We start from the raw sequence: 20898 nt of genomic DNA, 5'->3' as shown, positions 1-20898 counted from the left end.
GGACCAGGGCACCTGCGACGATAGGGGCGTGGCAGGTTCGAACGGTAAGCAGAAGACGGTCCGGGACATGATCCTCTCCCTGGGCCTGATCGCCCTCATGGCGGGTGTCATCTACCTCTTCATTCCGCATGACGACTCGGCTCCGGAGATCAAGACGGTCGACTACCGGGTCGAGCTGCTCACCGCGCGCCGAGCCGCCCCGTATCCGGTGGCCGCGCCCGAGGGGCTGTCCGCGGACTGGAAGGCGACCTCCGTCCGTTATCAGGGCGAGGACTTCGACACCTGGCATCTGGGCTTCCACGCGCCCGACGGGGAGTACGTCCAGATCGAGCAGTCGACTCAGAAGCCCTCGGCGTTCATCGACGACGCCAGCCAGGGCGCCACGGCGACGAAGAAGACCCAGGAGATCGACGGCCGGACCTGGACGCACTACACGGGCGGCCGCTACGACGCGCTGGTGCACGAGGGCGACGGGGCGACGACGGTGGTGGCGGGCACGGGCACGTTCGGCCGGCTGGCGGAGATGGCCGGGGCGCTGAAGATGGCGTGAGCCGCGCGGCTCCGGAGTTCTCCTGAGCCTTGTGGCTCCGTGAGTTCGCAGCAGGCCCCGTGCGCGCGAAGACGCGAAGAAGGCCCCCGGCGTGATCGCCGGGGGCCTTCCCTGTGGCTCGTGAGAGCTCGCCGTCCGCTCAGACGGTGGTGACGACCTCGTCGTACGCCAGACGCGGGGAGCGCGGGTACCAGGCGTCCTCGCCCGGCTTGCCGATGTTGACGACCATCAGCGGGGTGTGGTCGTCGTCCAGGAACTCCTTGCGGACGCCCTCGAGGTCCACGCCGGTCATCGGGCCGGCGGCGAGGCCCGCGGCACGGACGCCGATGATGAAGTACGCGGCCTGCAGGGCGGCGTTCAGCGCGGCGGCACCCTCGCGGGCCGGGCGCTCGCTGAAGAAGAGGTCCTTGGCCTGCGGGAAGGCCGGGAAGAGGGCCGGCAGCTCCTCGTGGAACTCGTTGTCCGCGGAGAGGATCGCGACCAGCGGGGCGGCGGCGGTCTTGGGCTGGTTGCCCTCGGCCATGTGCCGGACCAGGCGCTCGCGGGCCTCGGGGGAGCGGACGAGGGTGACCCGCAGGGGGGTCTGGTTGAAGGCGGTCGGACCGTACTTGACCAGGTCGTAGATCGCCTGCACCTGCTCGTCGGTCACGGGCTCGTCGGTGAAGGTGTTCGCCGTGCGGGCCTCACGGAACAGGAGGTCCTGGGCGGCGGGGTCAAGAACGAGGGGCATACGGAAACCTTCTCGGGAAGACGTCGGATCCGGGGACCGGACCAGCTGACGTCACCGACCGTACGCCAGATGAAGTTCAACCTTCAACCAAAGTCGGATGGTGGTGATCCGTCTCACAGGGTGGGCGGCGGCGGTCCCGGGCGGGGACGGAGGCCGGCCCCGCCCGGCACGGTCGCGGCCGGGAGCCCGGACGGTCCCTAGGCGTCCCCCTGGTCCTCCGCCGTCCCCGCCTCCTCGGCGAGCGCCGCGTCCAGCCGCGCCCGCGCACCCTCCAGCCAGCGCCGGCACACCTTCGCCAGCTCCTCGCCGCGCTCCCACAGCGCGAGGGACTCCTCCAGCGTCGTACCGCCCGCCTCCAGCCGCCGTACGACGTCGATCAGCTCGTCCCGCGCCTGCTCGTAGCCGAGCGCCTCATCCACCTTGCTGCTCATTCGCCCACCCTATGCATCGACTCGAACGACGAACTCACCCTCGGCGACCCGTGCCCGCAGCACCTCGTCCCCCGTGACCTCGCCGGGGTCGCGGACGACATGACCATCGGTCTTCTGCAGCACGGCGTACCCCCGCTGGAGGGTGGCGGCGGGGGAGAGGGCCACCACGCGCGCGTGCGTGTGCGTCAGCTCGGAGTCGGCGCGGTCGAGATGGTGGCCGAGGGTGCGCCGGCCGCGGTCGAGCAGGGACGAGACCTGATCGGCCCGCTCGTCGATCACGCGGTGCGGATCCTCCATCACCGGCCGGGCCAGCGCGTGCGCCAGCCCGCGCTCCTCCCGGTCGACCAACGCCCGCACACACCGCCGCGCGCGGTCCCGCAGCAGCCGTACGCGCTCGTACTCCTCGCCCACGTCCGGGACGACCTTCTTGGCGGCGTCGGTCGGCGTGGAGGCGCGCAGGTCGGCGACGTAGTCGAGGAGCGGCGTGTCGGGTTCGTGCCCGATGGCGGACACCACGGGCGTACGACAGCTCGCGACGACCCTGATGAGCTGCTCGTCGGAGAACGGCAGCAGATCCTCCACGCTGCCGCCGCCCCGCGCGACGACGATCACGTCCACCTCGTCGATCTCGTCGAGCTCCTTCACGGCCTGCACGACCTGCGGCACCGCGTGCACGCCCTGCACGGCCACGTTGCGCACCTCGAAGCGGACCGCCGGCCAGCGGTGCCGGGCGTTCTCCAGCACGTCCCGCTCGGCGGCCGAAGCCCGCCCGCAGACCAGCCCGACGAGCTGGGGCAGGAAGGGCAGCGGCTTCTTCCGCTCGGTCGCGAACAGCCCCTCGGCGGCCAGGGACTTCTTCAACTGCTCCAGCCGGGCGAGCAGTTCCCCGACCCCCACCGGCCTTATCTCGGCGGCCCGCAGGGACAACTGCCCCCGCGGCGCGTACCACTCCGGCTTCGCGAGCACGACGACCCGGGCGCCCTCGCTGACCACGTCCGCCACGGCGTCGAACACCTGCCGGTAACAGGTGACGCCGACGGAGATGTCGTGCGAAGGATCACGCAGGGTCAGGAACACGACCCCGGCGCCCGGCCGCCGCGACAGCTGAGTGATCTGCCCCTCCACCCACACGGCACCGAGCCGGTCGATCCACCCACCGATGAGCCGGGACACCTCACCGACGGGCAGGGGCGATTCCGCGGAGTTGTTGACAGCCATGCGGCGAGGGTAACGGCCGGGTACGACAACAGACCGCCGCCGCGTGGCCACCCGCCGCGGTCGGCCACCGCGCGGCCTTCCGGCGCCGCTTTTGCGCGCCCGTCCCCCCGGTGGTCGTCCCGCCCCTGCCGTAGTCCTCCCGCCCCTGTCCCTCCCGCGCCTCGTCCGTCTCCCCACCAACCCGTCACACAGGAGATCTCGGACGTGCCGAACGCGGCCTTACGATGGGGTGCATGACTGCTTCGCCTGGCCGCCGTGTCCTGCTCGCCGCCCCCCGTGGCTACTGCGCGGGAGTGGACCGCGCCGTGATCGCCGTCGAGAAAGCCCTGGAGCAGTACGGCGCTCCGGTGTACGTCCGGCACGAGATCGTCCACAACAAGTACGTCGTCCAGACGCTGGAGAAGAAGGGCGCCATCTTCGTCGAACGCACGGAGGAGGTGCCCCCGGGCAACATCGTGATGTTCTCGGCGCACGGGGTCGCGCCCGCCGTCCACGAGGAGGCCCGGCAGGGCCGGCTCGCCACCATCGACGCGACCTGCCCGCTGGTCACCAAGGTCCACAAGGAAGCCGTCCGCTTCGCGAGCGAGGACTACGACATCCTGCTGATCGGGCACGAGGGCCACGAGGAGGTCATCGGCACCTCCGGCGAGGCCCCCGAGCACATCCAGCTGGTCGACGGCCCCTCCGACGTCGCCAAGGTCGAGGTCCGTGACGAGTCGAAGGTCGTCTGGCTCTCCCAGACCACCCTCTCCGTCGACGAGACCATGGAGACCGTCGACGCCCTCAAGGAGAAGTTCCCGCAGCTCATCTCCCCGCCGAGCGACGACATCTGCTACGCCACGCAGAACCGTCAGCTGGCCGTGAAGCAGATGGGCGCCGAGGCCGAGCTGGTCATCGTGGTCGGCTCCCGCAACTCCTCCAACTCCAAGCGGCTCGTCGAGGTCGCCAAGCTCGCGGGCTCGCGCGAGGCCTACCTCGTGGACTTCGCCGACGAGATCGAGGAGTCCTGGCTCGAGGGAGTGTCCACGGTCGGCGTCACCTCCGGCGCGTCCGTGCCGGAGATCCTGGTCGAGCAGGTCCTGGAGTGGCTGTCGCAGCGCGGCTTCGAGGACGTCGAGCTGGTCAAGGCCGCCGAGGAGTCCATCATCTTCTCCCTGCCGAAGGAGCTCCGCCGCGACCTGCGCGACGAGGCGGCGGCGCTGATCGCGGAACGTACGGGTACCTCGGAGGAGTGACTGTCAGTCGTCCGTCGTAACGTAGAGCCATGCAGATCTTCGGTGTGGACATCGGTGGATCCGGGATCAAGGGCGCCCCTGTGGACCTGGACAAGGGCGATCTCGCGGAGGAGCGCTTCAAAGTGCTCACTCCGCACCCGGCAACACCCGACCGGGTGGCGGACGGCGTCAGGGAGGTCGTCGAGCACTACGGCTGGAGCGGCCCGGTCGGGCTGACCTTCCCGGGCGTGGTCACCGGCGGATCGACGATCCGTACGGCGGCCAACGTGGACAAGAGCTGGATCGACACCAACGCGCGCACCCTGTTCGGCGACCGCCTGGGCGGCCTCCCGGTCACGGTGGTCAACGACGCGGACGCGGCGGGCGTCGCCGAGATGAACTTCGGCGCCGGCCAGGGCCGCAAGGGCACGGTCGTCCTGCTCACCTTCGGCACCGGCATCGGAAGCGCCCTCTTCGTCGACGGCGTCCTCGTCCCCAACACCGAGCTGGGCCACCTGGAACTGCACGGGCACGACGCGGAGAAGCGCGCGTCCAGCAAGGCCAGGGAGGACGGTGACCTCACCTGGGAGCACTGGGCCCACCGCGTCCAGAAGTACCTCGCCCACGTCGAGATGCTGTTCTCGCCGGAGCTGTTCATCATCGGCGGCGGCGTCAGCCGCAAGGCGCAGAAGTTCCTGCCCCACATCGAGGGCATCAAGGCGGAGATCGTCCCGGCCCAGCTGCAGAACAACGCGGGGATCGTGGGGGCGGCGATGCACGCGGCTCAGGGGCACTAGCTCCGGTCCGGCGCATCGGGCCGCAGGGCGTCGGTGGGCGTCGGCGGGCGCTTCGTCGACGCGGTCGGGCACGGTCTGGTGGGTCGGGCCGCAGGGCGGAGCAGGGCCCGTCGACGCGACGGGCCTCCCGGTCGAGCACGGCCGGGAGCGGGGAGTCGGCAACCGAAGACACCGCCGTCGGCCTGCGCACCGGATCCCGCGTCCGCGGGACGACCCGCCGGACGGCCCATGGCAGGGCGGTCAGGCGGGAGGACGCTGTGTGCCGGCCCGGCGGCTCATCAGGCGGATCTTCCGCACCGTCGAGATCAGACCGGCCACGAGCGTTCCCCCGTACAGCCACCCGGCCTGTGTGGCGAGCGCCGTGAACAGGCCCATCAGCCGGCCCCCGACCCCGTTCCCGCTCTCGGCCACGGGCAGCAGCCCCACCGCGAAGGCGATCGGCACCACGATCGGCGCGGTCACCAGATCCCCCCGGCGGATCCAGAGGGCGGTCACCGCGCACACCGGCAGGAACAGCACGCCGTACACCGTGAGCGACGCCCCGAACAGCAGCTGGTCGAGGAAGCCGAGGGCGAACATCAGTGCCCCGCAGAACAGCCCGCCGCCGAGCCCGGTCAGCCGGGGATTGGGCAGCCGCCGCACGGCCTGGACGATCGGCGGCCCGGCCGGGCGTGCCGATGCCGGACGCCGGGGCGGCACACCGTCCCGTGCCGGCGCCGAACCGGCTCTGCCCGACTTCGCGCCCCGCGCCGCCTGCGGCGGCAGGGGCGGCGGCGCACCGCGTCGCGTTCCGTACTGCGGGGGTCGAGTCCTGTGTTGCTCCACCGGACAAACTTAGGTCGGTTTATGTGTCGAATCGCCCCTCAGACACGCCGTCGGCCGGACCTTGGCCAAGCGTTCGATACGTCGCCGGGACGGGGGCGGGCACGCCGTAGACTGGTGGATCGGCCCCCTGGGCCCTGTCGTCACGGCAGAACCCAGGGCTCGCCGACAGGGACCCGCCTCCGGTCCCCTCACGCCAGCCCTCTCACTCCGGGAAGTCGCACCGTGTCGCTCACGATCGGAATCGTCGGACTGCCGAATGTCGGCAAGTCGACCCTGTTCAACGCCCTGACCAAGAACGACGTGCTGGCGGCCAACTACCCGTTCGCCACGATCGAGCCGAACGTCGGCGTGGTCGGCGTCCCCGACGCCCGCCTGACGAAGCTGGCGGAGATCTTCAGCTCACAGCGCGTCCTGCCGGCGACGGTCGACTTCGTCGACATCGCGGGCATCGTGCGTGGCGCGTCCGAGGGTGAGGGCCTGGGCAACAAGTTCCTCGCGAACATCCGGGAGTCCGACGCGATCTGCCAGGTCATCCGCGCCTTCAAGGACGAGAACGTCGTCCATGTCGACGGCAAGGTCTCGCCCAAGGACGACATCGAGACGATCAACACCGAGCTGATCCTCGCGGACCTCCAGACCATCGAGAAGGTCCTGCCGCGCCTCCAGAAGGAGTCGCGGATCAAGAAGGACATCGCCCCGAAGGTGAAGGCCGTCGAGGAGGCCAAGGAGATCCTGGAGAAGGGCGACACGCTGTTCTCGGCCGGCATCGTCCAGGGCTCGGGCAACGAGGAGCTGCTGCACGACCTGCACCTGCTCACCACCAAGCCGTTCCTCTACGTCTTCAACGTCGACGAGGACGAGCTGGTCGACGACGACTTCAAGGCCGAGCAGCGTGCCCTGGTCGCCCCCGCCGAGGCGATCTTCCTCAACGCCAAGCTGGAGCAGGACCTCGCCGAGCTCGACGAGGAGGACGCGATGGAACTCCTCCAGTCCGTCGGCGCCGAGGAGCCCGGCCTCGCCACCCTCGCCCGCGTCGGCTTCAACACCCTCGGCCTCCAGACGTACCTGACGGCCGGCCCCAAGGAATCCCGCGCCTGGACCATCAAGAAGGGCGCCACCGCCCCCGAGGCCGCCGGCGTCATCCACACCGACTTCCAGAAGGGCTTCATCAAGGCGGAGGTCATCTCCTTCGGCGACCTGGTGGAGACCGGCTCGGTCGCGGAGGCCCGCGCGAAGGGCAAGGCGCGTATGGAGGGCAAGGAGTACGTGATGCAGGACGGGGACGTGGTGGAGTTCCGCTTCAACGTGTAGCTGTTCGAGCAGACCGAAAGGGGGCGGACTCCACGGAGCCCGCCCCCCTTTTGTTCGTGTTCCCGCGCTGCCTCGGCGCCCGCTTCTAGGCGGGCCTGGGCGGGGTGAGCTTGTCGAGGTCCAGGGTGATCTCGAAGGGGACGGGGCGCTTCAGACTGCCCCGGAAGATGCCCGCGGGCGCGTAGACGCCGGTCGGTTCGTCGAGTTCGTAGACGTGGACGACGGGGGCGCCGTTCTCGTCCTCGACGCACCAGTAGTGGGGGATGCCTGCTTCTGCGTACTTGCGGAGCTTGACCGTGCGATCCCGGTGCGCGGACTCGGGTGAGACGGCAACGGCGAGCATGGTGACGAGGTTGCCGTGCCACCACCGCTGGGGCGACAGCATGAAGACGAGGGCTCCGTCGATCAGCTCGGTGTGGCGGGGTGCCTCGGGGAGGCGGTCCAGGTCCTCCGCGAACCAGCCTTCCGCGCGCGGCGGGCGCATCCAGTCGGGCAGTGCGGTCACGGCCCAACCGTAGCGATGCGGCGGGGCCCGGGCCACGAGATCGCCCACGGCGAGACCGGCGTCCCGCACCGCCTGTGCGGGGCCGGGCGCGTTGTCAGTGCCGGGTGCGACCATGGCCGGTGTCGGGGAGGACGGCACGCGAGGGGCGCCATGGCCGAGGTCGAGGAGGCCGGGTCCGCGAGGATCCGGGAGGGGAGGCCGTACGGCGTCCCCGCGCCCGTGGGCCGCCGTGCCCGGGAACTGCACGCTCAGGGCGCGCGGCTGTACGACGCCGCCTGCACCCTGCGTGCCGACCACACCCGCGCTCTCGACGCGGTCCGCTCGTCCCTGAAGCCCCTCAGGGACGAACTCGTGGCCAAGGAGCTCGACTCCATCCCGGTCGCGCGACTGAAGGACGTCACCGAGGGGCGGTTGCGGCTGACGGCCATCGAGGCGGCGGGACTCGGCTCGGTGCGCGCGGTGTACGAGGCGGGCCGGTTCGACCTGCGGCAGATTCCCGGCGTCGGCGCCCAGACCGCGGACCAGGCGCTCGCCGCGGCACGGCAGATCGCGCGGGCGGTCGAGGAGACCGTCTCGGTGCGGATCGACGTGGACCGCCCCGAGCCCCGCACGGCCGCGCTGGTCCTCGCGCTGTACCGGCTGGTCGAGGCAGGCCCCGAGCTGCGGCGCGCTCTCGACGCCGCCGAGCGGCTGCACGGCCGGCTCGGCGAGCTGCTGCCCGCGGCCCTTCCGGCGACCGGGCGGGTGCGCCTGGCCCTCACCGGCCGGCGCCGCCGGGAAGCCGCGCTCGCGGCGATCGTGGAGCTGCGCGAGCTCACCGCCGAGGCGGCGGAGACGGACGTACGGCTGCGGCTGGCGCAGGCCTCGGCCGACCTGCTGCGCGAACCGGCCTCCGAGATCGAGGCCTGGGTCGACTTCGAGCTGCGCTCCGCGGAGTACTACAGCCAGCTCGCCGAGGTCTCCGCGCACCGCACGGACGTGGCGGCCGCCGAGGGGTTCGTGCCGTCGGAGCTGGCCGAGCGGGTGCACGCCCAGCCGCTCGACGACACCCACCGCCGGGTCTCGCTGCGCGGCTACCAGTCCTTCGGCGCCCGCTTCGCGCTCGTCCAGCGACGGGTCGTGCTGGGTGACGAGATGGGGCTCGGCAAGACGGTCCAGGCAGTCGCCGCCCTCGCCCACCTCGCGGCCGAGGGGCACAGCCACTTCCTGGTCGTGTGCCCGGCCAGCGTGCTGATCAACTGGACCCGCGAGGTCCGTTCGCGCAGCACCCTCAGAGCCCTGCCGGTCCACGGACCGGACCGGACCGACGCCTACGCCGAGTGGCGCGAGCGCGGCGGGGTCGCCGTCACCACCTTCGACGTGCTGCACACCCTGCCCCGGCCGGACGGCGTCGAGCCGGGCCTGCTCGTCGTCGACGAGGCCCACTACGTCAAGAACCCCGACACCCGCCGCGCCAGGTCGGTCGCGTCGTGGACGGCCCACTGCGACCGCGTCCTGTTCCTCACGGGCACCCCGATGGAGAACCGCGTCGAGGAGTTCCGCACCCTGGTCCGCTACCTCCAGCCCGACCTGGTCCCCGTGATCCGCGACAGCGACGCGGTCGCCGGCCCCCACACCTTCCGCAAGGCGGTGGCGCCCGCGTACCTGCGCCGCAACCAGCAGGACGTCCTCACCGAACTGCCCGCACTGCTGCAGGTCGACGAGTGGGAGGAGTTCAGCGTCGCCGACCAGGACGCGTACCGGGCGGCGGTCGCCGCGGGGAACTTCATGGCGATGCGCCGGGCCGCGTACGCCGACCCCGAGAAGTCCGCCAAGCTCCAGCGGCTGCGCGAACTCGTCGCCGAGGCCACGGAGAACGGCCTGAAGGTGGTCGTGTTCTCGTACTTCCGCGACGTCCTGGAAAAGGTGGGGGACACCCTGGGCGCCGGTGTGTTCGGGCCGATATCAGGGGGCGTCCCGGCCGCCCGCCGCCAGCGCCTGGTCGACGACTTCACCGCGGCCGACGGGCACGCGGTGCTGCTGTGCCAGATCGAGGCCGGCGGGGTCGGCCTCAACCTGCAGGCCGCCTCCGTGGTCGTCCTGTGCGAACCGCAGGTCAAGCCGACCCTGGAACATCAAGCCGTGGCCCGCGCCCACCGCATGGGCCAGGTCCGTCCGGTCCAGGTGCACCGCCTGCTGGCCACGGACAGCGTGGACGACCGTCTGCTGCACATCCTGGAGAGCAAGAAGCGCCTCTTCGACGCGTACGCCCGGCGGAGCGACAGCGCGGACGCGACCCCGGACGCGGTCGACGTGTCGGACGACGGCCTGGCCCGCCGCATCGTGGAGGAGGAGCAGCACAGACTGGCCGAGCGCACCTGAGGCCAAGCCTTCCGAATCGGTCAACAGGCGCCCGCGCCAAGCCCCTTCACGCCACCGGTGGTCCAGAGTCCCACGGCCGACCGCCCACCCGGGACGCCCGCCGGCGCGGCCGGCAACTCCCCGGTCCCCGAGGCCGCTTGGTCCGGCCGGCACGCCAAGTGCCCGGGCCGACCCCTGCCGCACCGCCTCCGAGCCCCCGTCCACCAGAAAATCCGGCAGCGGCCATACGCCCGGTCGGCGACCCGAAGGACGGCGGCGACCTGCCGTCCGCACCGGCCCTCGCCCACCTCGCGGTCAGTCCGTTCGCCGCCCGGATCGTCGCCTTCGTGACCGGCGTTACACCCCCGCCCGCACCGCGTTTAACATGCGCCCTGTCGTACGTCAGTTCTGTACGGTCATCGTCATCATCGCGGTCTTCGTCCCGGCCCCGCCGCCCGAACCAGGAAGCACGGTAACCGTGTCCATACCTCCGCCCCCTGGGCCCTACCAGCCTCAGGAACCCCAAGGGCCGTACCCGCAGGGCCAGTACCCGCCGCCTCCGCCCACCCCGCAGGGCCCGTACGGCCCTGCCTACGGCGGACCCTACGCGCCGCCGCCCTACCAGACCTGGGGACAGGGCTACAGCCCGTACAACCAGCCGGCGCCCGTCAACGGGCTCGCCATCGCCTCCCTCGTCCTGGGCATCCTGTGCTGCCTGCCGGTCGTGGGGCTGGTCCTCGGGGTGATCGCGCTGGTGCAGATCAAGAAGAAGGGCGAGCGCGGGCGGGGCATGGCCATCGCCGGTTCCGTGCTGTCCTCCCTGGGGCTCGCCCTGTGGGTGGTGGTGCTCGCCACCAACGGCGCGTCGGAGTTCTGGGACGGCTTCAAGGACGCGGCGAGCAGCAGCTCACCGGCCAAGGGGGAGTGCTTCGACTCCCCGACCGGCCTGGAGGGTTCGACGTACGACCTCGACGAGGTGCCCTGCGCCGGTGCGCACGACGGCGAGGTCTTCGCGGTCGTCAAGCTGCCGAGCGGCGGCTTCCCCGGTGACGCCGAGGTCACCGACACCGCCGAGGAGAGGTGCTACGAGCTCCGCTCCGCCTACGCCATGGACCTGTGGGCCGTACCGGAGGACGTCGACGTGTACTACGTCGTGCCGTCCGAGGAGAGCTGGGGCTACGGCGACCACGAGATCACCTGCGCCTTCGGCAACGCCGACTCGGACGCCGCCATGGAGGGCGGTTCGCTGCGCAACGACGGGACGACGCTCGACGCGGACCAGGTCGTCTACCTGAAGGCGGTCAACGCCCAGCAGGCGGCCATGGAGTCGGTGCCCGAGGTCCTCCCCGAGGACGATCTCGAGGCAAACAAGGAGTGGGCCGGGCGCATGGTGAGCGGGCTCGCCGAGGAGACCGGCATGCTGCGCGGCTACTCCTGGCCAGCCGACGCCCAGAAGCCGGTCGAGGCCGTCGCCAAGGAGACGGAGGCACTGCAGGAGCTGTGGCAGAAGGCCGCCGACGCCGCTGACGTGGACGCCTTCTACCTGCACTATGGCGAGGCCCTGGAGAAGGAGGACAAGGGCCTGTCGGTCACCGCACGCAAGGCTCTGGGGCTGGCCACCACCCCGCCGGCGGACCTGGAGGGCGGCACCGGCGGGGACCTCGGCGGATCGGGTGCCGACCTGGAGGTGTGACGGCGGCTATAGCGGGGAGAAAGTGCCTGCGTAAAGCCCTGCGCGGGAACATGTCATCACATCGAGTGATTCTCTGGCCTTTGCTTGCACGGTAGAACCCACGGTTGCCACGCTGTTGCTGTCTGTACAACCTGATGGGAGCGGCCAGTGACATTCGGTGAGCAGCCGGCGTACCTGCGTGTCGCGGGTGATCTCCGCAAGAAGATCGTCAATGGTTCGCTGCCGCCGCACACCCGTCTGCCGTCCCAGGCCAGAATCCGCGAGGAGTACGGCGTCTCGGACACCGTCGCGCTCGAGGCGCGCAAGGTGCTGATGGCCGAAGGGCTGGTCGAGGGCCGCTCCGGGTCCGGCACCTACGTGCGCGAGCGGCCCGTGCCCCGGCGCATCGCCCGCTCCGGCTACCGCCCGGCCGGCGGGGCGACGCCCTTCCGGCAGGAGCAGGCCGACGGCGAGACGCGCGGCACCTGGGAGTCCAGCAGCGCGCAGGCCGAGGCGAGCGTCGCCGTCGCCGAGCGGCTCGCCATCAGGCCCGGTGACCGGGTGATGTGCACCAAGTACGTCTTCCGGGACGCCGGTGAGGCGATGATGCTCTCCACCTCGTGGGAGCCCCTCGCCCTCACCGGCCGTACGCCCGTGATGCTGCCCGAGGAGGGCCCGCTCGGCGGCATGGGCGTCGTCGAGCGGATGGCCGCCATCGACGTGGTGGTCGACAACGTCACCGAGGAGGTCGGCGCCCGCCCCGGCCTCGCCGAGGAGCTCCACGCCCTCGGTGGCGTACCCGGCCATGTCGTCCTCGTCGTCCAGCGCACCTACTACGCCTCCGGCCGCCCCGTGGAGACGGCCGACGTGGTGATCCCGGCCGACCGGTACCAGGTCGCCTACCACCTGCCGGTGAAGTAGTTCTCCGCCCGATCGCCGGTGAAGCAGCCCTCGTTCCGGACGACTTCCGGTGCGCCGGATGTGAAGTGGCGCACGCCCTCCCGGTAGTTGCCTTCGGTGAGCGCTCAACCGGTATACCTTCGTACGGCGTTCGAATTCAGCCGTTCTCGCAGGTCGGCGTGGATGCCCCGGGCGTCCCGCCGACCGGATGCGTCCATGGGTAACGGGGGCGCGTTCGATGGCGCGCGCCCCCTGGCGTGCCTGTCTGTCCTGGCCGGTTGCGTACCTCTTTGTGAAAAGGCGTGTTCGCTGCGTAAAGGTAGGGCGTAGGCTCGGGCATATGCGCATTGCGGTTTCCTTATCGGGTGGGGCGCGGCACAGGCCGCGGACGGGAAGTGGAGGGGCGCGGTGAACGACGGCACGATCACTCTTCCCTGGCTCGTCATACGGCAGGACGACAACGGCAACCGCTACCGAGTGGGCAGGTACGCGACCAGGGCCGAGGCCCAGAAGATCGCGGACAGCCTCGACGGTCGCGGACACAAGCAGCTCTACTGGGTAGAGCGGATCGGTCAGAACGGAACCAGTTCGGCCGACTGATCCCGCGCTCCTCGCCGGGCCCTGCGCTCCCGTAGGCTCCGGCGCATGACGGAACGGATCGTGGTGGTGGGGGCCGCCCTGCTCGACGGCGGCCGCCTGCTGGCCGCGCGCCGCAGCGCGCCCCCCGATCTCGCCGGGCGCTGGGAACTGCCCGGCGGCAAGGTCGAGGCGGGCGAGACACCGGAGGCGGCTCTCGTGCGCGAGCTGCGCGAGGAACTCGGCGTCGAGACCGAGGCGCTGGAGCGGATCCCCGGCGAGTGGCCCCTGAGACCGCCGTACGTCCTCCAGGTCTGGACGGCCCGTCTGCGCCCCGGCTCGGGCGATCCAAAGCCCCTCCAGGACCACGACGAGCTCCGCTGGCTCACCGCCCCCGAGGTCTGGGACGTGCCCTGGCTGGACCAGGACGTGCCGGCGGTCCGCGAGGCGTCGGCGCGGCTGGACGCCAGGGCCCGCTGATCGTCCCGCCTGGACGCCAGGGCCCGCTGATCGGCGCGGCTGGCGCCGGGGCCCGCTGATCGGCGCGGCCGCTGCCCGGCCGCGGGTCGCCGGTCACCGGCTCGGCCCTCGCCGTCACCGGCTTGGGTCCCCGCTCGCCACCGGCTCGGGTCTCCCGACTCGCCACTGGCTTGAGTTTCCACTCGTCCCTGGCTCGGGTCCTGTACCCGTCACCGGCTTGAGTCCCCACTCGTCCCTGGCTCGGGTCCTGCACCCGCCACCGGCTCGGGTCCCCCCACCAGCCACCAGCCACCAGCCACCGGCCACCAACCGCCAGCTCGGGTCCGCGCCCGTCGCGTCACCGGCTTCGTCGTCGCACGTCGCCGCCCTTGTCAGCCGTTGCCTCGCCGGCGTGTGCCCGTCGGCCTCTACGCCGTTAGTGCCACAGTGCGCCCCCGTGGGCGGTACTGCCCGCTCCATATCGGGTATGTGCCCATTAACCCCACGAAACCGGACATGGGTGAATTGGCTGGCCCAGGATGTGATCGGCGTGATCGACACCGAAGGCGACTGCGCCGAGTGGACCTTCCCGGCGGACCCGGGCGCTGTGCGCGGCGCCCGTGCCGTCGTGCGGGAACGGCTGCGCGACTGGGGGCTCGGCTGCGTCGCCGACCTGGCGGCACTGCTGGTCAGCGAGCTGGTGACCAACTCCCTGCGGCACGCCACCGGCCCCATCGGTGTGCGGCTGGTGCGGCCGGCCGGTCTGGAGGGTGTCCTGCTGGTGGAGGTCTCCGACCCGCTCCCCACCCCGCCTCGCGAGCGCGTCGCCCGCCCGGAGGACGAGAGCGGCCGGGGACTGCAATTGGTGGCCCACTCCTCGCGCCGCTGGGGCAGCCGCCCCGGCGACGCGGGCAAGACGGTGTGGTTCGAACTCGCCGTCCCGGGGTGAGCCCACGGTGTACGGCCGCTTTCGCTCTGTCGAGCAAGTGGTTCAGGCCGGTGACGGTTGTCGATACGTGTGGTTCGACGAGGTGTTCGCTGGTTAGAAGACTGTAGGTGTTGTCACGGTCCGGACCGAAAACCATCGGGACCGTGCTGTGATCGTGAACACCGTGTTGTGCGGCACCGTAGTGCTGGATACTGCGGGCAGCCGCCCCCGGTGACCGGTGCCGGACGCGGTGAGCTGGAGGGGACGGTTCGCGTGAGCGAGATACCAGCGAAGGCCACGGAGTCCAAGGACCCGTCGGACGGCGCGAGGACGGAGGCCACGGGTGGTGCCGCGGCAGTGATCCGTCCTGAGGACGCGCCGCCCGGCGTCGCCATGTGGCAGAGCAGTCCGCCCGGCTCGATCTACGACTACATCAAGGTCGCGTCCTTCTCCATCGGCCCCGACGGGCTGGTCGACCAGTGGAGCCTGCGGGCCGAGCAGCTCCTCGGCATCTCCGCCGAGCGGGCCGTCGGCATGGATCCCATCGCCGCGTTCATCGACCCGGACCTGCGTGAGCGGGGCCAGCGGAAGATGGCGGAGATCCTCGACGGGCGGGAGTGGACCGGAGTGGTCCCCTTCCGGGTGCCGGACTCCGAGTCCGGTGAGCGAGGCAGGCAGGGCCTCGCCGAGGTGTACGTCATGCCGACGCGGACCGAGGACGGCGAGAAGGCCGCCGTCTGCATCGTCGTCGACGTGCGCACTCTGCGCAGCATCGAGACCGACCTTGCCGCCTCGCAGTCGATATTCGGTCAATCTCCGTTCGGCTTTCTGCTGATCGACCCCGATCTGCGGGTGCGCCGCGCCAACCAGAGGTTCGCCTCCGTCTTCGGCGGCAGCCCCGACGACCACCGCGGCAAGGGCGTCCACGACTATCTGCCGCGTCCGGAGGCCGAGCGGGTCGCGGCGACCCTGCGCCGGGTCCTGGAGACCGGCGACTCCATCACGGACATGCACGTCACGGGCTTCGTACCGGGTTCGGACGAGCGCCGTCACTGGTCCGTCAACCTCTATCGCGTGCACAGCGGTTCCGGCCGCCCCATAGGCATCGCCTGGCTCGGCACCGACATCACCTCCCGCCGCGCCGCCGCCCGCGAAGCCGCCGCCGCCCGGCGCAATCTCGCCCTCCTGAACGAGGCGGGCGCCCGCATAGGCAACTCCCTCGACCTGGAGACCACCGCCCGCGAACTCCTCGACGTCGTCGTCCCCGGCTTCTGCGACCTGGCGACGGTCGACCTCTACCAGGGGCTGCTGGCCGGCGACGAGACCCCGCCCGGCCTCGCCGACGGCAGCGCGGAACTGCGCAGGGTCGCGTTCGCCAGCGCCGTCTCCGACGCCCCGTTCGCCGGCTCGGGCAAGCCGGTCGCGGTCGGCGCGGTCCACCACTACCCCTTCAACTCGCTGTGCGCGGACGCCCTGCGCACCGCCCGGCCGCAGTACATCCCCGCCGAGGAGGGCGGCCTCGTCCAGTCCACGCTCGCCGTGCCGATGGTCGCCCACGACACCGTCGTAGGCCTCGCACAGTTCTCCCGTACGAAGGGCAGTGAGCCGTTCGGCGACCGGGACCGGGATCTGGCGGTGGAACTGGCGGCCCGCGCGGCCGTATGTATCGACAACGCCCGGCTGTACCGGCGTGAGCACGAGCGGGCGCTGATACTGCAGCGGTCGTTGCTGCCGCCCGGCGACCCGGTGGCCTCGGGCCTCGACATCGCCTGCCGTTACCTGCCCGGCAACTCCTCCTCCGACCGGCCCAGCGAGGTCGGCGGCGACTGGTTCGATGTGATCGAACTGCCGGGGCACCGTACGGCGTTGGTGGTCGGCGACGTCATGGGCCGGGGCCTGCGGGCGGCGGTGGCGATGGGTGAACTGCGGTCGGCCGTCCGCACTCTGGCGCTCCTGGACCTCGAACCGGCGGAGGTGCTCTCCGCGTTGGACGAGATCGCCCGGGGCCTCGGGGCTCCCGGCGGTGTCCAGCAGGCGACCCGAGCGGCTCGCCGCCCCCGCGAGGCGGACCTCTCCGAGGTGTATCTCGCCACCTGCGTGTACGCCGTCTACGACTCCGTCACCCGCCGGTGCACCTTCGCCAACGCCGGCCACCTGCCCCCCGTCCTGGTCGAACCCGGCGAGCCGGCGCTGATGCTGGACGTGCCGCCCGGCATGCCGCTCGGTGTGGGCGGCGAGCCCTTCGAGGAGGTGGAGGTCGAACTACCCGAAGGCGCCCTGCTCGCGCTCTACACGGATGGACTGGTCGAAAGCCGCGATCACCCCCTCGACGAGGGCCTCCAGGCGTTCGTCGGAGCCCTTACCGACCCCTCCAGCCCCCTGGAGGACGTCTGCGACCACGTCCTCAACACCCTCGACACCCACCACGGCGAGGACGACATCGCCCTCCTGATGGCCCGCGTCCAGGGCCTGCCCGCCGACTCGGTCGGCGACTGGACGCTGCCGCGCGAGCCGCGCAGCGTGGGCAAGGCCCGCGAGTACGCCCGCGGCCGGTTGCTCGGCTGGGACATGGAGCCCCTCGTCGACACGACCGAACTCCTGGTCAGCGAGCTGGTCACGAACGCCCTCAGGTACGGCGAGGGTGAGATCAGGCTCAGGCTGCTGCTCGACCGCACCCTGGTCTGCGAGGTCTGGGACTCCGGCCTGGTCCAACCCCGCCGCCGCCGAGCCCGCGACACGGACGAGGGCGGCCGGGGCCTTCAACTGGTCGGCCTGCTCAGCGCGGCGTGGGGCTCCCGCCGGACACCGCGCGGCAAGACGGTCTGGTTCGAACTGCCGCTGCCGGACGGGGAGAACGGGATGGTGGATCCGGCGGAGGCGTTGCTGAGTCTGTTCTGAGGCCCGCCGTGCTCGGCCTCGGCCGTCACTGTGGGCGGGCCTGCTCAGCGCGGCGTGGGGTCCGCGCCGGACACCGGAGCACGAGAGTCCGTGCACCGGTGCCGCAGTCGGTGTCGGTTCGAGGTTCAGTCCCGGCGCCGGGTCTATGTCGGCAGGCCGTCTTCGTCCCACTCCCGAACGGCGAGCAACGCCCCGTTGTCCTCGGAGAACACCCGCTCGGAAGCAAGCACACCGTTCGGATGCCACCTCTTGGCGACTCCGACAGCACGCCCCTTGCGCACGGTCATCTCCGACTCGGGTGACCCGTCCTCGTACCACTCCCGGCCAGGACCGTCCGGCAGCCCGTCGACATAGGACTCCAGGCTGACGCGGACACCGCCCAGATACTCCTCGACTTCGCCCGTGAACGGCCGACCCCGATACAGCAGTCGCTGCGCCAGGTCCATGTCGACCTCAGGGTCGTCGACAGTGATGCGCTGCGCGTCGCCCCGCGTCACGTGGGGAACTCGCCGCACCAGTTGCGTCCGACGAGCGTCGCGGGCAGGTAGTCGGACTCGACCTCGACGGGAATGCCGGCGTCGTGGGCCATGCAGGCGATGGCGAGGGGAGCGAGAGCGACGAAGCCGGAGGCCTGGAAGGCTCGGCTCTCCTCGGTCCAGTACTCCTTGTGCCACTGGAGGGCGTTGGCGAGCGCCCGGTTGAAACCGGCGTTGTCCTTGCGGATGAAGCGGTGGAACATCTCCGTCGGCGGGTACAGCAGCTTGCCCACCGTCTCCGGATCCGCGACGGATTCCGGCTCGGTGCCGTGGACGGCGGCCACCAGTTTCGGAACAAGGTCCTGCCCGCCGAGCCAATAGGTCTGGAGCGTCTCGATCCAGGCGTAGTGGTATCCCTCGAAGCGCTCACCGTTCTCCCGCAGCAGGGACAGGGGCACCTGGCACAGGGCCGTGATCCTGTCCCGTTCCCGGCACACCACGGCCAGGTAGAAGGCGCTGATCCAGGCGCCCGGGGTCACGTACCACTGCGGGCCGGTCGCGTGGAGCGTGCGGTCCTTGTGCGCGATACGGCACTGCACCCGCTCCTCGGACGTGGTCGCGGCGGCGAACACGGCGGAGCCGACCTGCATCGCGTTCACCCAGGCGTCCCACGTCGGGAAGATCGCCCCCCGTGGGTCCAGCAGACAACGCGACTGGGCCAGGGTGAGTGTGAGGCGCTGAGCGTCGCCCAGCCTGGTTGAGCGCTCCTCAAGACCGTCGATCAGCTCCAGCGCGTTCTCCTGGAGCACGGCGAGGCCTTCTTCCGCGTTACCCGTGGGAAGGGGAGGGCGGGAGAAGACGTCGGCCTCGGAACCCGGCAGAACGTGACCTGGCCGGCTCACGTCGGGAATTCGCCGACCCAGGCGCGGTTCAGCAGCTGGCTGGGGATGTAGTCGGATTCGACGTCGATCGGGAAACCGGCGTCATGGGCAAGGCAGGCGATGGCAAGCGGGCCGAGCGCGAGGTAGCCCTCGACGGCTTCTTCACGGGCCTCGGACGCCGTCCAGAACGACTTGTGGAGTTCCAGGGCCTGGGCCAGAGCCTGGTTGAATCCGTCGTGGTCCTTGCGAAGGAAGCGCTGGAAGAGATCGATCGGCTGATAGAGAATCTTGTCCAGGGCTTCCCGGTCGGCGATTCGTGCAACCTCCGGAGAGGACATCTCGATAGCGGTGACGAGTTTTTCGCCCAGTCCCGGACGCTCCAACCAGTACGTCTGCAGGGCATCGATCCAGTGATAGACGTACTCGTCGTACTCCACCCCGGAAGAGCGCAGAAAATCAAGCGGGATTTCGCACAGCTGCGTCATTCGAGCCTGCTCACGGCACACGATCGACAGCCAGAACGCCGAGAGCCAATTTCCGGCATTCGCGTAGTACTGCGGACCGGTCGCCTGAATGGTCCGCATCTGATCTGCGATGCGGAACTCAAGCGCGCCCTCGGTACGGATGGCTGCGGCGAAGGCCGCAGTGCTGACCTGCATGGCCGTCACCGTGGCCTCCCACGTGCGGAGGCGTGAGGCGTCGGGATTGACCGCCAGGCACGCGCGTAGGTAGGAGTCCGCTCCCCCCATCGCCCCGTCGAACATGCGTGGCGAGCGCTCCAGGACGGCAATCGTCCGCGTCAGTCCTTCGCCCAGGGCCGTGGCGTATGCCTCGTCATCAGGTCCGGGGCTGCCATGCCGAGTTACCCTCACCGTCACAGAACTCTCCCGTCACCCAATGTCGAACTCGTACTTCTCGTAGCCAGCGTACCGGCCTCCGTCAGCCTTCCCCTTGATGAGGACGTAGTCCAACTTGCCTTCGGCGAGAGCAATCTTCAACTCGCTGGCTAGCAGGGCCTCACTGGGGTGCTTTCGGCCCCTGCTTTCCATCTGCTTGAGGATGTCCATGAAGTACTCCCTGGAGCCTTGCATGGCGCTTCTCTTGCCGTCGGGATGAGGAATATCCCTTTTGCCCATGGTGGTCGCGACATTGGACTTGGCCTCGATGACGACGAACCCGCCGTCCTCGCGGCGCCACAACTGATCGAACTGGTCATTTCCGTTGGCGGGCCCGTGCAGCGTTTCCTTGGTGGCGTTCGGGTAGTGCTCGGGAATGAACTGATGCTCCGCGATCGCCTCCCCATAGGCTTCGGCCGCCTTCGTGCGTTCGGTCATCGCGGACTTGTACTCGTTGCCGGCCTCGCGCAGCGCCGAGTCGGCGTCGTCCAGGCCGCCGAGGACATCCCTGTGTCGCTCGGCGCTCATGGAGTAGTCGATCGAGCTTCTCCGGTGGGCTGCCGCCTCGTCCAGCCTCTGGAGTGTGTCCGGGCTCAGTACCTCGTGCCGGCCCCGACTGAGTTCGGCGCTGTCGACGTACTTCGCGGGAATGGGGGGTGGTGCGTCGGACGCCGCCGTCTTGACCTTGGTGACGGGATCGACGTCCATCTGAACCGGCACGAAGCCGCTCTCGTCAGGAATCTTCGTGTCGAGTCGACGACCGTCGGAGTAGTAGTGGTCCTTGAAGTAACCCGGCTCGTGATTCGCGCGGTAGACCTGAATTTCCTTGATCTGCTCCGGGGTGAGCGAACCCCTCGGCCCGTACGGGTTGTCGCCGTCCCGCATGAAGGGGGGCCGTTCGGGACTCGACGCGTGGCCGGGAGGCGGTGTGCCATCAGCGTGCGTGCCTGCGTCACCGAGCGCGTCGTCGCCTGCGCCGCCGAGGTCGTCCAGGCCGCCCCCCGGGTGCGCGCCGCCGGTCGACGGGGGCTCGTGGGAGCCGCCGCCCGTGCCGGGGCCGTCGGTGTGGGTGCCGCCCGTGCTCGGGCCGTCGGTGTGGGTGCCGCCTGTACCGGGCCCGTCGGTGTGGGTGCCGGCCGTGCCCGGGCCGTCGGTGTGGGTCCCGGCCGTTGACGGTGTGTCGCCGTTGCCGTTGCGGAGTGGGCTGTTGAGGTCGTTCGTGGGCATGTGGTCGCCCGCGGTGCCGCCGGGTGTGTGGCCCGCGGTGCCGCCAGGTGTGGTGTCGGGGCGG

The 20898-nt window shown here is 70.7% G+C and carries 20 protein-coding genes; 11 read left to right on the top strand and 9 right to left on the bottom strand.

The annotated features are described in order from the left end of the window. The first annotated feature begins 28 nt into the window (after positions 1–28). The gene (locus AQJ84_RS34070) at positions 29–550 is read left to right on the top strand and encodes a DUF4245 domain-containing protein (RefSeq protein WP_030041942.1); all 522 of its coding nucleotides are present in this window, start codon (positions 29–31) and stop codon (positions 548–550) included. A 139-nt stretch (positions 551–689) separates the two neighbouring features. Here AQJ84_RS34070 and AQJ84_RS34065 read toward each other — a convergent pair whose 3' ends face one another. The 3 genes from AQJ84_RS34065 to xseA form a co-directional block, all read right to left on the bottom strand. Beyond that, on the bottom strand, positions 690–1280 hold the full coding sequence (locus AQJ84_RS34065; RefSeq protein WP_030041943.1) for a malonic semialdehyde reductase: 591 nt from the start codon (positions 1278–1280) through the stop codon (positions 690–692). A 197-nt stretch (positions 1281–1477) separates the two neighbouring features. Next, positions 1478–1711 carry an exodeoxyribonuclease VII small subunit gene (locus tag AQJ84_RS34060; RefSeq protein WP_030041944.1) on the bottom strand — a complete coding sequence of 78 codons (234 nt, stop codon included), beginning with the start codon at positions 1709–1711 and terminating at the stop codon, positions 1478–1480. Positions 1712–1720: 9 nt separating this feature from the next. Then, the gene (gene xseA, locus AQJ84_RS34055) at positions 1721–2929 is read right to left on the bottom strand and encodes an exodeoxyribonuclease VII large subunit (protein WP_030041945.1); all 1209 of its coding nucleotides are present in this window, start codon (positions 2927–2929) and stop codon (positions 1721–1723) included. A 224-nt stretch (positions 2930–3153) separates the two neighbouring features. Between xseA and AQJ84_RS34050 the strand changes: the two genes are divergently transcribed. Both AQJ84_RS34050 and ppgK read left to right on the top strand, forming a co-directional pair. After that, positions 3154–4164, top strand: a complete 1011-nt coding sequence (locus AQJ84_RS34050; protein ID WP_078632084.1) for a 4-hydroxy-3-methylbut-2-enyl diphosphate reductase — start codon at positions 3154–3156, stop codon at positions 4162–4164. A 29-nt stretch (positions 4165–4193) separates the two neighbouring features. Continuing rightward, on the top strand, positions 4194–4940 hold the full coding sequence (gene ppgK / locus AQJ84_RS34045; protein WP_030041947.1) for a polyphosphate--glucose phosphotransferase: 747 nt from the start codon (positions 4194–4196) through the stop codon (positions 4938–4940). Between the two features lie 240 nt (positions 4941–5180). Here ppgK and AQJ84_RS34040 read toward each other — a convergent pair whose 3' ends face one another. Next, positions 5181–5765, bottom strand: a complete 585-nt coding sequence (locus AQJ84_RS34040; RefSeq protein ID WP_030041948.1) for a DUF6542 domain-containing protein — start codon at positions 5763–5765, stop codon at positions 5181–5183. 222 nt (positions 5766–5987) lie between these two features. On the opposite strand from AQJ84_RS34040, the gene ychF reads away from it, so the two are divergent. After that, a complete protein-coding gene (gene ychF / locus AQJ84_RS34035) occupies positions 5988–7076 on the top strand; it encodes a redox-regulated ATPase YchF (protein WP_030041949.1) in 1089 nt (362 codons plus the stop codon). Between the two features lie 85 nt (positions 7077–7161). On the opposite strand, the gene AQJ84_RS34030 is transcribed toward ychF, so the two are convergent. Continuing rightward, positions 7162–7581, bottom strand: coding sequence for a Uma2 family endonuclease (locus AQJ84_RS34030; RefSeq protein ID WP_030041950.1), 420 nt, complete (start codon positions 7579–7581; stop codon positions 7162–7164). Positions 7582–7731: 150 nt separating this feature from the next. Between AQJ84_RS34030 and AQJ84_RS34025 the strand changes: the two genes are divergently transcribed. From AQJ84_RS34025 to AQJ84_RS33995, 7 genes are all read left to right on the top strand, one after another. Next, on the top strand, positions 7732–9942 hold the full coding sequence (locus tag AQJ84_RS34025) for a DEAD/DEAH box helicase (RefSeq protein ID WP_079022707.1): 2211 nt from the start codon (positions 7732–7734) through the stop codon (positions 9940–9942). 457 nt (positions 9943–10399) lie between these two features. Then, positions 10400–11614, top strand: a complete 1215-nt coding sequence (locus AQJ84_RS34020) for a DUF4190 domain-containing protein (RefSeq protein WP_030041953.1) — start codon at positions 10400–10402, stop codon at positions 11612–11614. 147 nt (positions 11615–11761) lie between these two features. Then, positions 11762–12514 (top strand): GntR family transcriptional regulator, encoded by a 753-nt coding sequence (locus tag AQJ84_RS34015; protein ID WP_030041954.1) that lies wholly within the window; start codon positions 11762–11764, stop codon positions 12512–12514. Between the two features lie 387 nt (positions 12515–12901). Continuing rightward, a complete protein-coding gene (locus tag AQJ84_RS34010; protein ID WP_030041955.1) occupies positions 12902–13093 on the top strand; it encodes an SPOR domain-containing protein in 192 nt (63 codons plus the stop codon). Between the two features lie 45 nt (positions 13094–13138). Further along, positions 13139–13549, top strand: a complete 411-nt coding sequence (locus AQJ84_RS34005) for a (deoxy)nucleoside triphosphate pyrophosphohydrolase (RefSeq protein WP_053192153.1) — start codon at positions 13139–13141, stop codon at positions 13547–13549. Positions 13550–14015: 466 nt separating this feature from the next. After that, positions 14016–14477 carry an ATP-binding protein gene (locus tag AQJ84_RS34000; RefSeq protein ID WP_051870049.1) on the top strand — a complete coding sequence of 154 codons (462 nt, stop codon included), beginning with the start codon at positions 14016–14018 and terminating at the stop codon, positions 14475–14477. Positions 14478–14729: 252 nt separating this feature from the next. Beyond that, positions 14730–17354, top strand: coding sequence for a SpoIIE family protein phosphatase (locus AQJ84_RS33995; protein ID WP_030041958.1), 2625 nt, complete (start codon positions 14730–14732; stop codon positions 17352–17354). Between the two features lie 143 nt (positions 17355–17497). Here the strand turns inward: AQJ84_RS33995 and AQJ84_RS33990 are convergent, their stop codons facing one another. The 4 genes from AQJ84_RS33990 to AQJ84_RS33975 form a co-directional block, all read right to left on the bottom strand. Further along, on the bottom strand, positions 17498–17851 hold the full coding sequence (locus tag AQJ84_RS33990; RefSeq protein ID WP_030041959.1) for a toxin-antitoxin system YwqK family antitoxin: 354 nt from the start codon (positions 17849–17851) through the stop codon (positions 17498–17500). After that, complete coding sequence (locus AQJ84_RS33985; protein ID WP_030041960.1) at positions 17848–18639, bottom strand: immunity 49 family protein; 792 nt, start codon at positions 18637–18639, stop codon at positions 17848–17850. The genes AQJ84_RS33990 and AQJ84_RS33985 overlap by 4 nt, the downstream gene beginning before the upstream one ends. 89 nt (positions 18640–18728) lie before the next feature. Beyond that, complete coding sequence (locus tag AQJ84_RS33980) at positions 18729–19589, bottom strand: immunity 49 family protein (protein WP_030041961.1); 861 nt, start codon at positions 19587–19589, stop codon at positions 18729–18731. 12 nt (positions 19590–19601) lie between these two features. Further along, positions 19602–20834, bottom strand: a complete 1233-nt coding sequence (locus tag AQJ84_RS33975; protein ID WP_157874989.1) for a hypothetical protein — start codon at positions 20832–20834, stop codon at positions 19602–19604. Between the last annotated feature and the right edge of the window lie 64 nt (positions 20835–20898).

It is taken from the genome of Streptomyces resistomycificus, assembly GCF_001514265.1.
GTDB classification, from domain to species: domain Bacteria; phylum Actinomycetota; class Actinomycetes; order Streptomycetales; family Streptomycetaceae; genus Streptomyces; species Streptomyces resistomycificus.
The sequence above is the reverse complement of the archived record's forward strand: the minus strand, read 5'-3'. Positions and strand labels throughout refer to the sequence as shown.

Bases quoted from the DNA above. Each gene is read 5' to 3' on its own strand.
- AQJ84_RS34065 (WP_030041943.1), bottom strand. From the start codon at position 1,280: ATGCCCCTCGTTCTTGACCCCGCCGCCCAGGACCTCCTGTTCCGTGAG.
- AQJ84_RS34060 (WP_030041944.1), bottom strand. From the start codon at position 1,711: ATGAGCAGCAAGGTGGATGAGGCGCTCGGCTACGAGCAGGCGCGGGAC.
- xseA (WP_030041945.1), bottom strand. From the start codon at position 2,929: ATGGCTGTCAACAACTCCGCGGAATCGCCCCTGCCCGTCGGTGAGGTG.
- AQJ84_RS34050 (WP_078632084.1), top strand. From the start codon at position 3,154: ATGGGGTGCATGACTGCTTCGCCTGGCCGCCGTGTCCTGCTCGCCGCC.
- ppgK (WP_030041947.1), top strand. From the start codon at position 4,194: ATGCAGATCTTCGGTGTGGACATCGGTGGATCCGGGATCAAGGGCGCC.
- AQJ84_RS34025 (WP_079022707.1), top strand. From the start codon at position 7,732: ATGGCCGAGGTCGAGGAGGCCGGGTCCGCGAGGATCCGGGAGGGGAGG.
- AQJ84_RS34005 (WP_053192153.1), top strand. From the start codon at position 13,139: ATGACGGAACGGATCGTGGTGGTGGGGGCCGCCCTGCTCGACGGCGGC.
- AQJ84_RS34000 (WP_051870049.1), top strand. From the start codon at position 14,016: ATGTGCCCATTAACCCCACGAAACCGGACATGGGTGAATTGGCTGGCC.
- AQJ84_RS33975 (WP_157874989.1), bottom strand. From the start codon at position 20,834: ATGCCCACGAACGACCTCAACAGCCCACTCCGCAACGGCAACGGCGAC.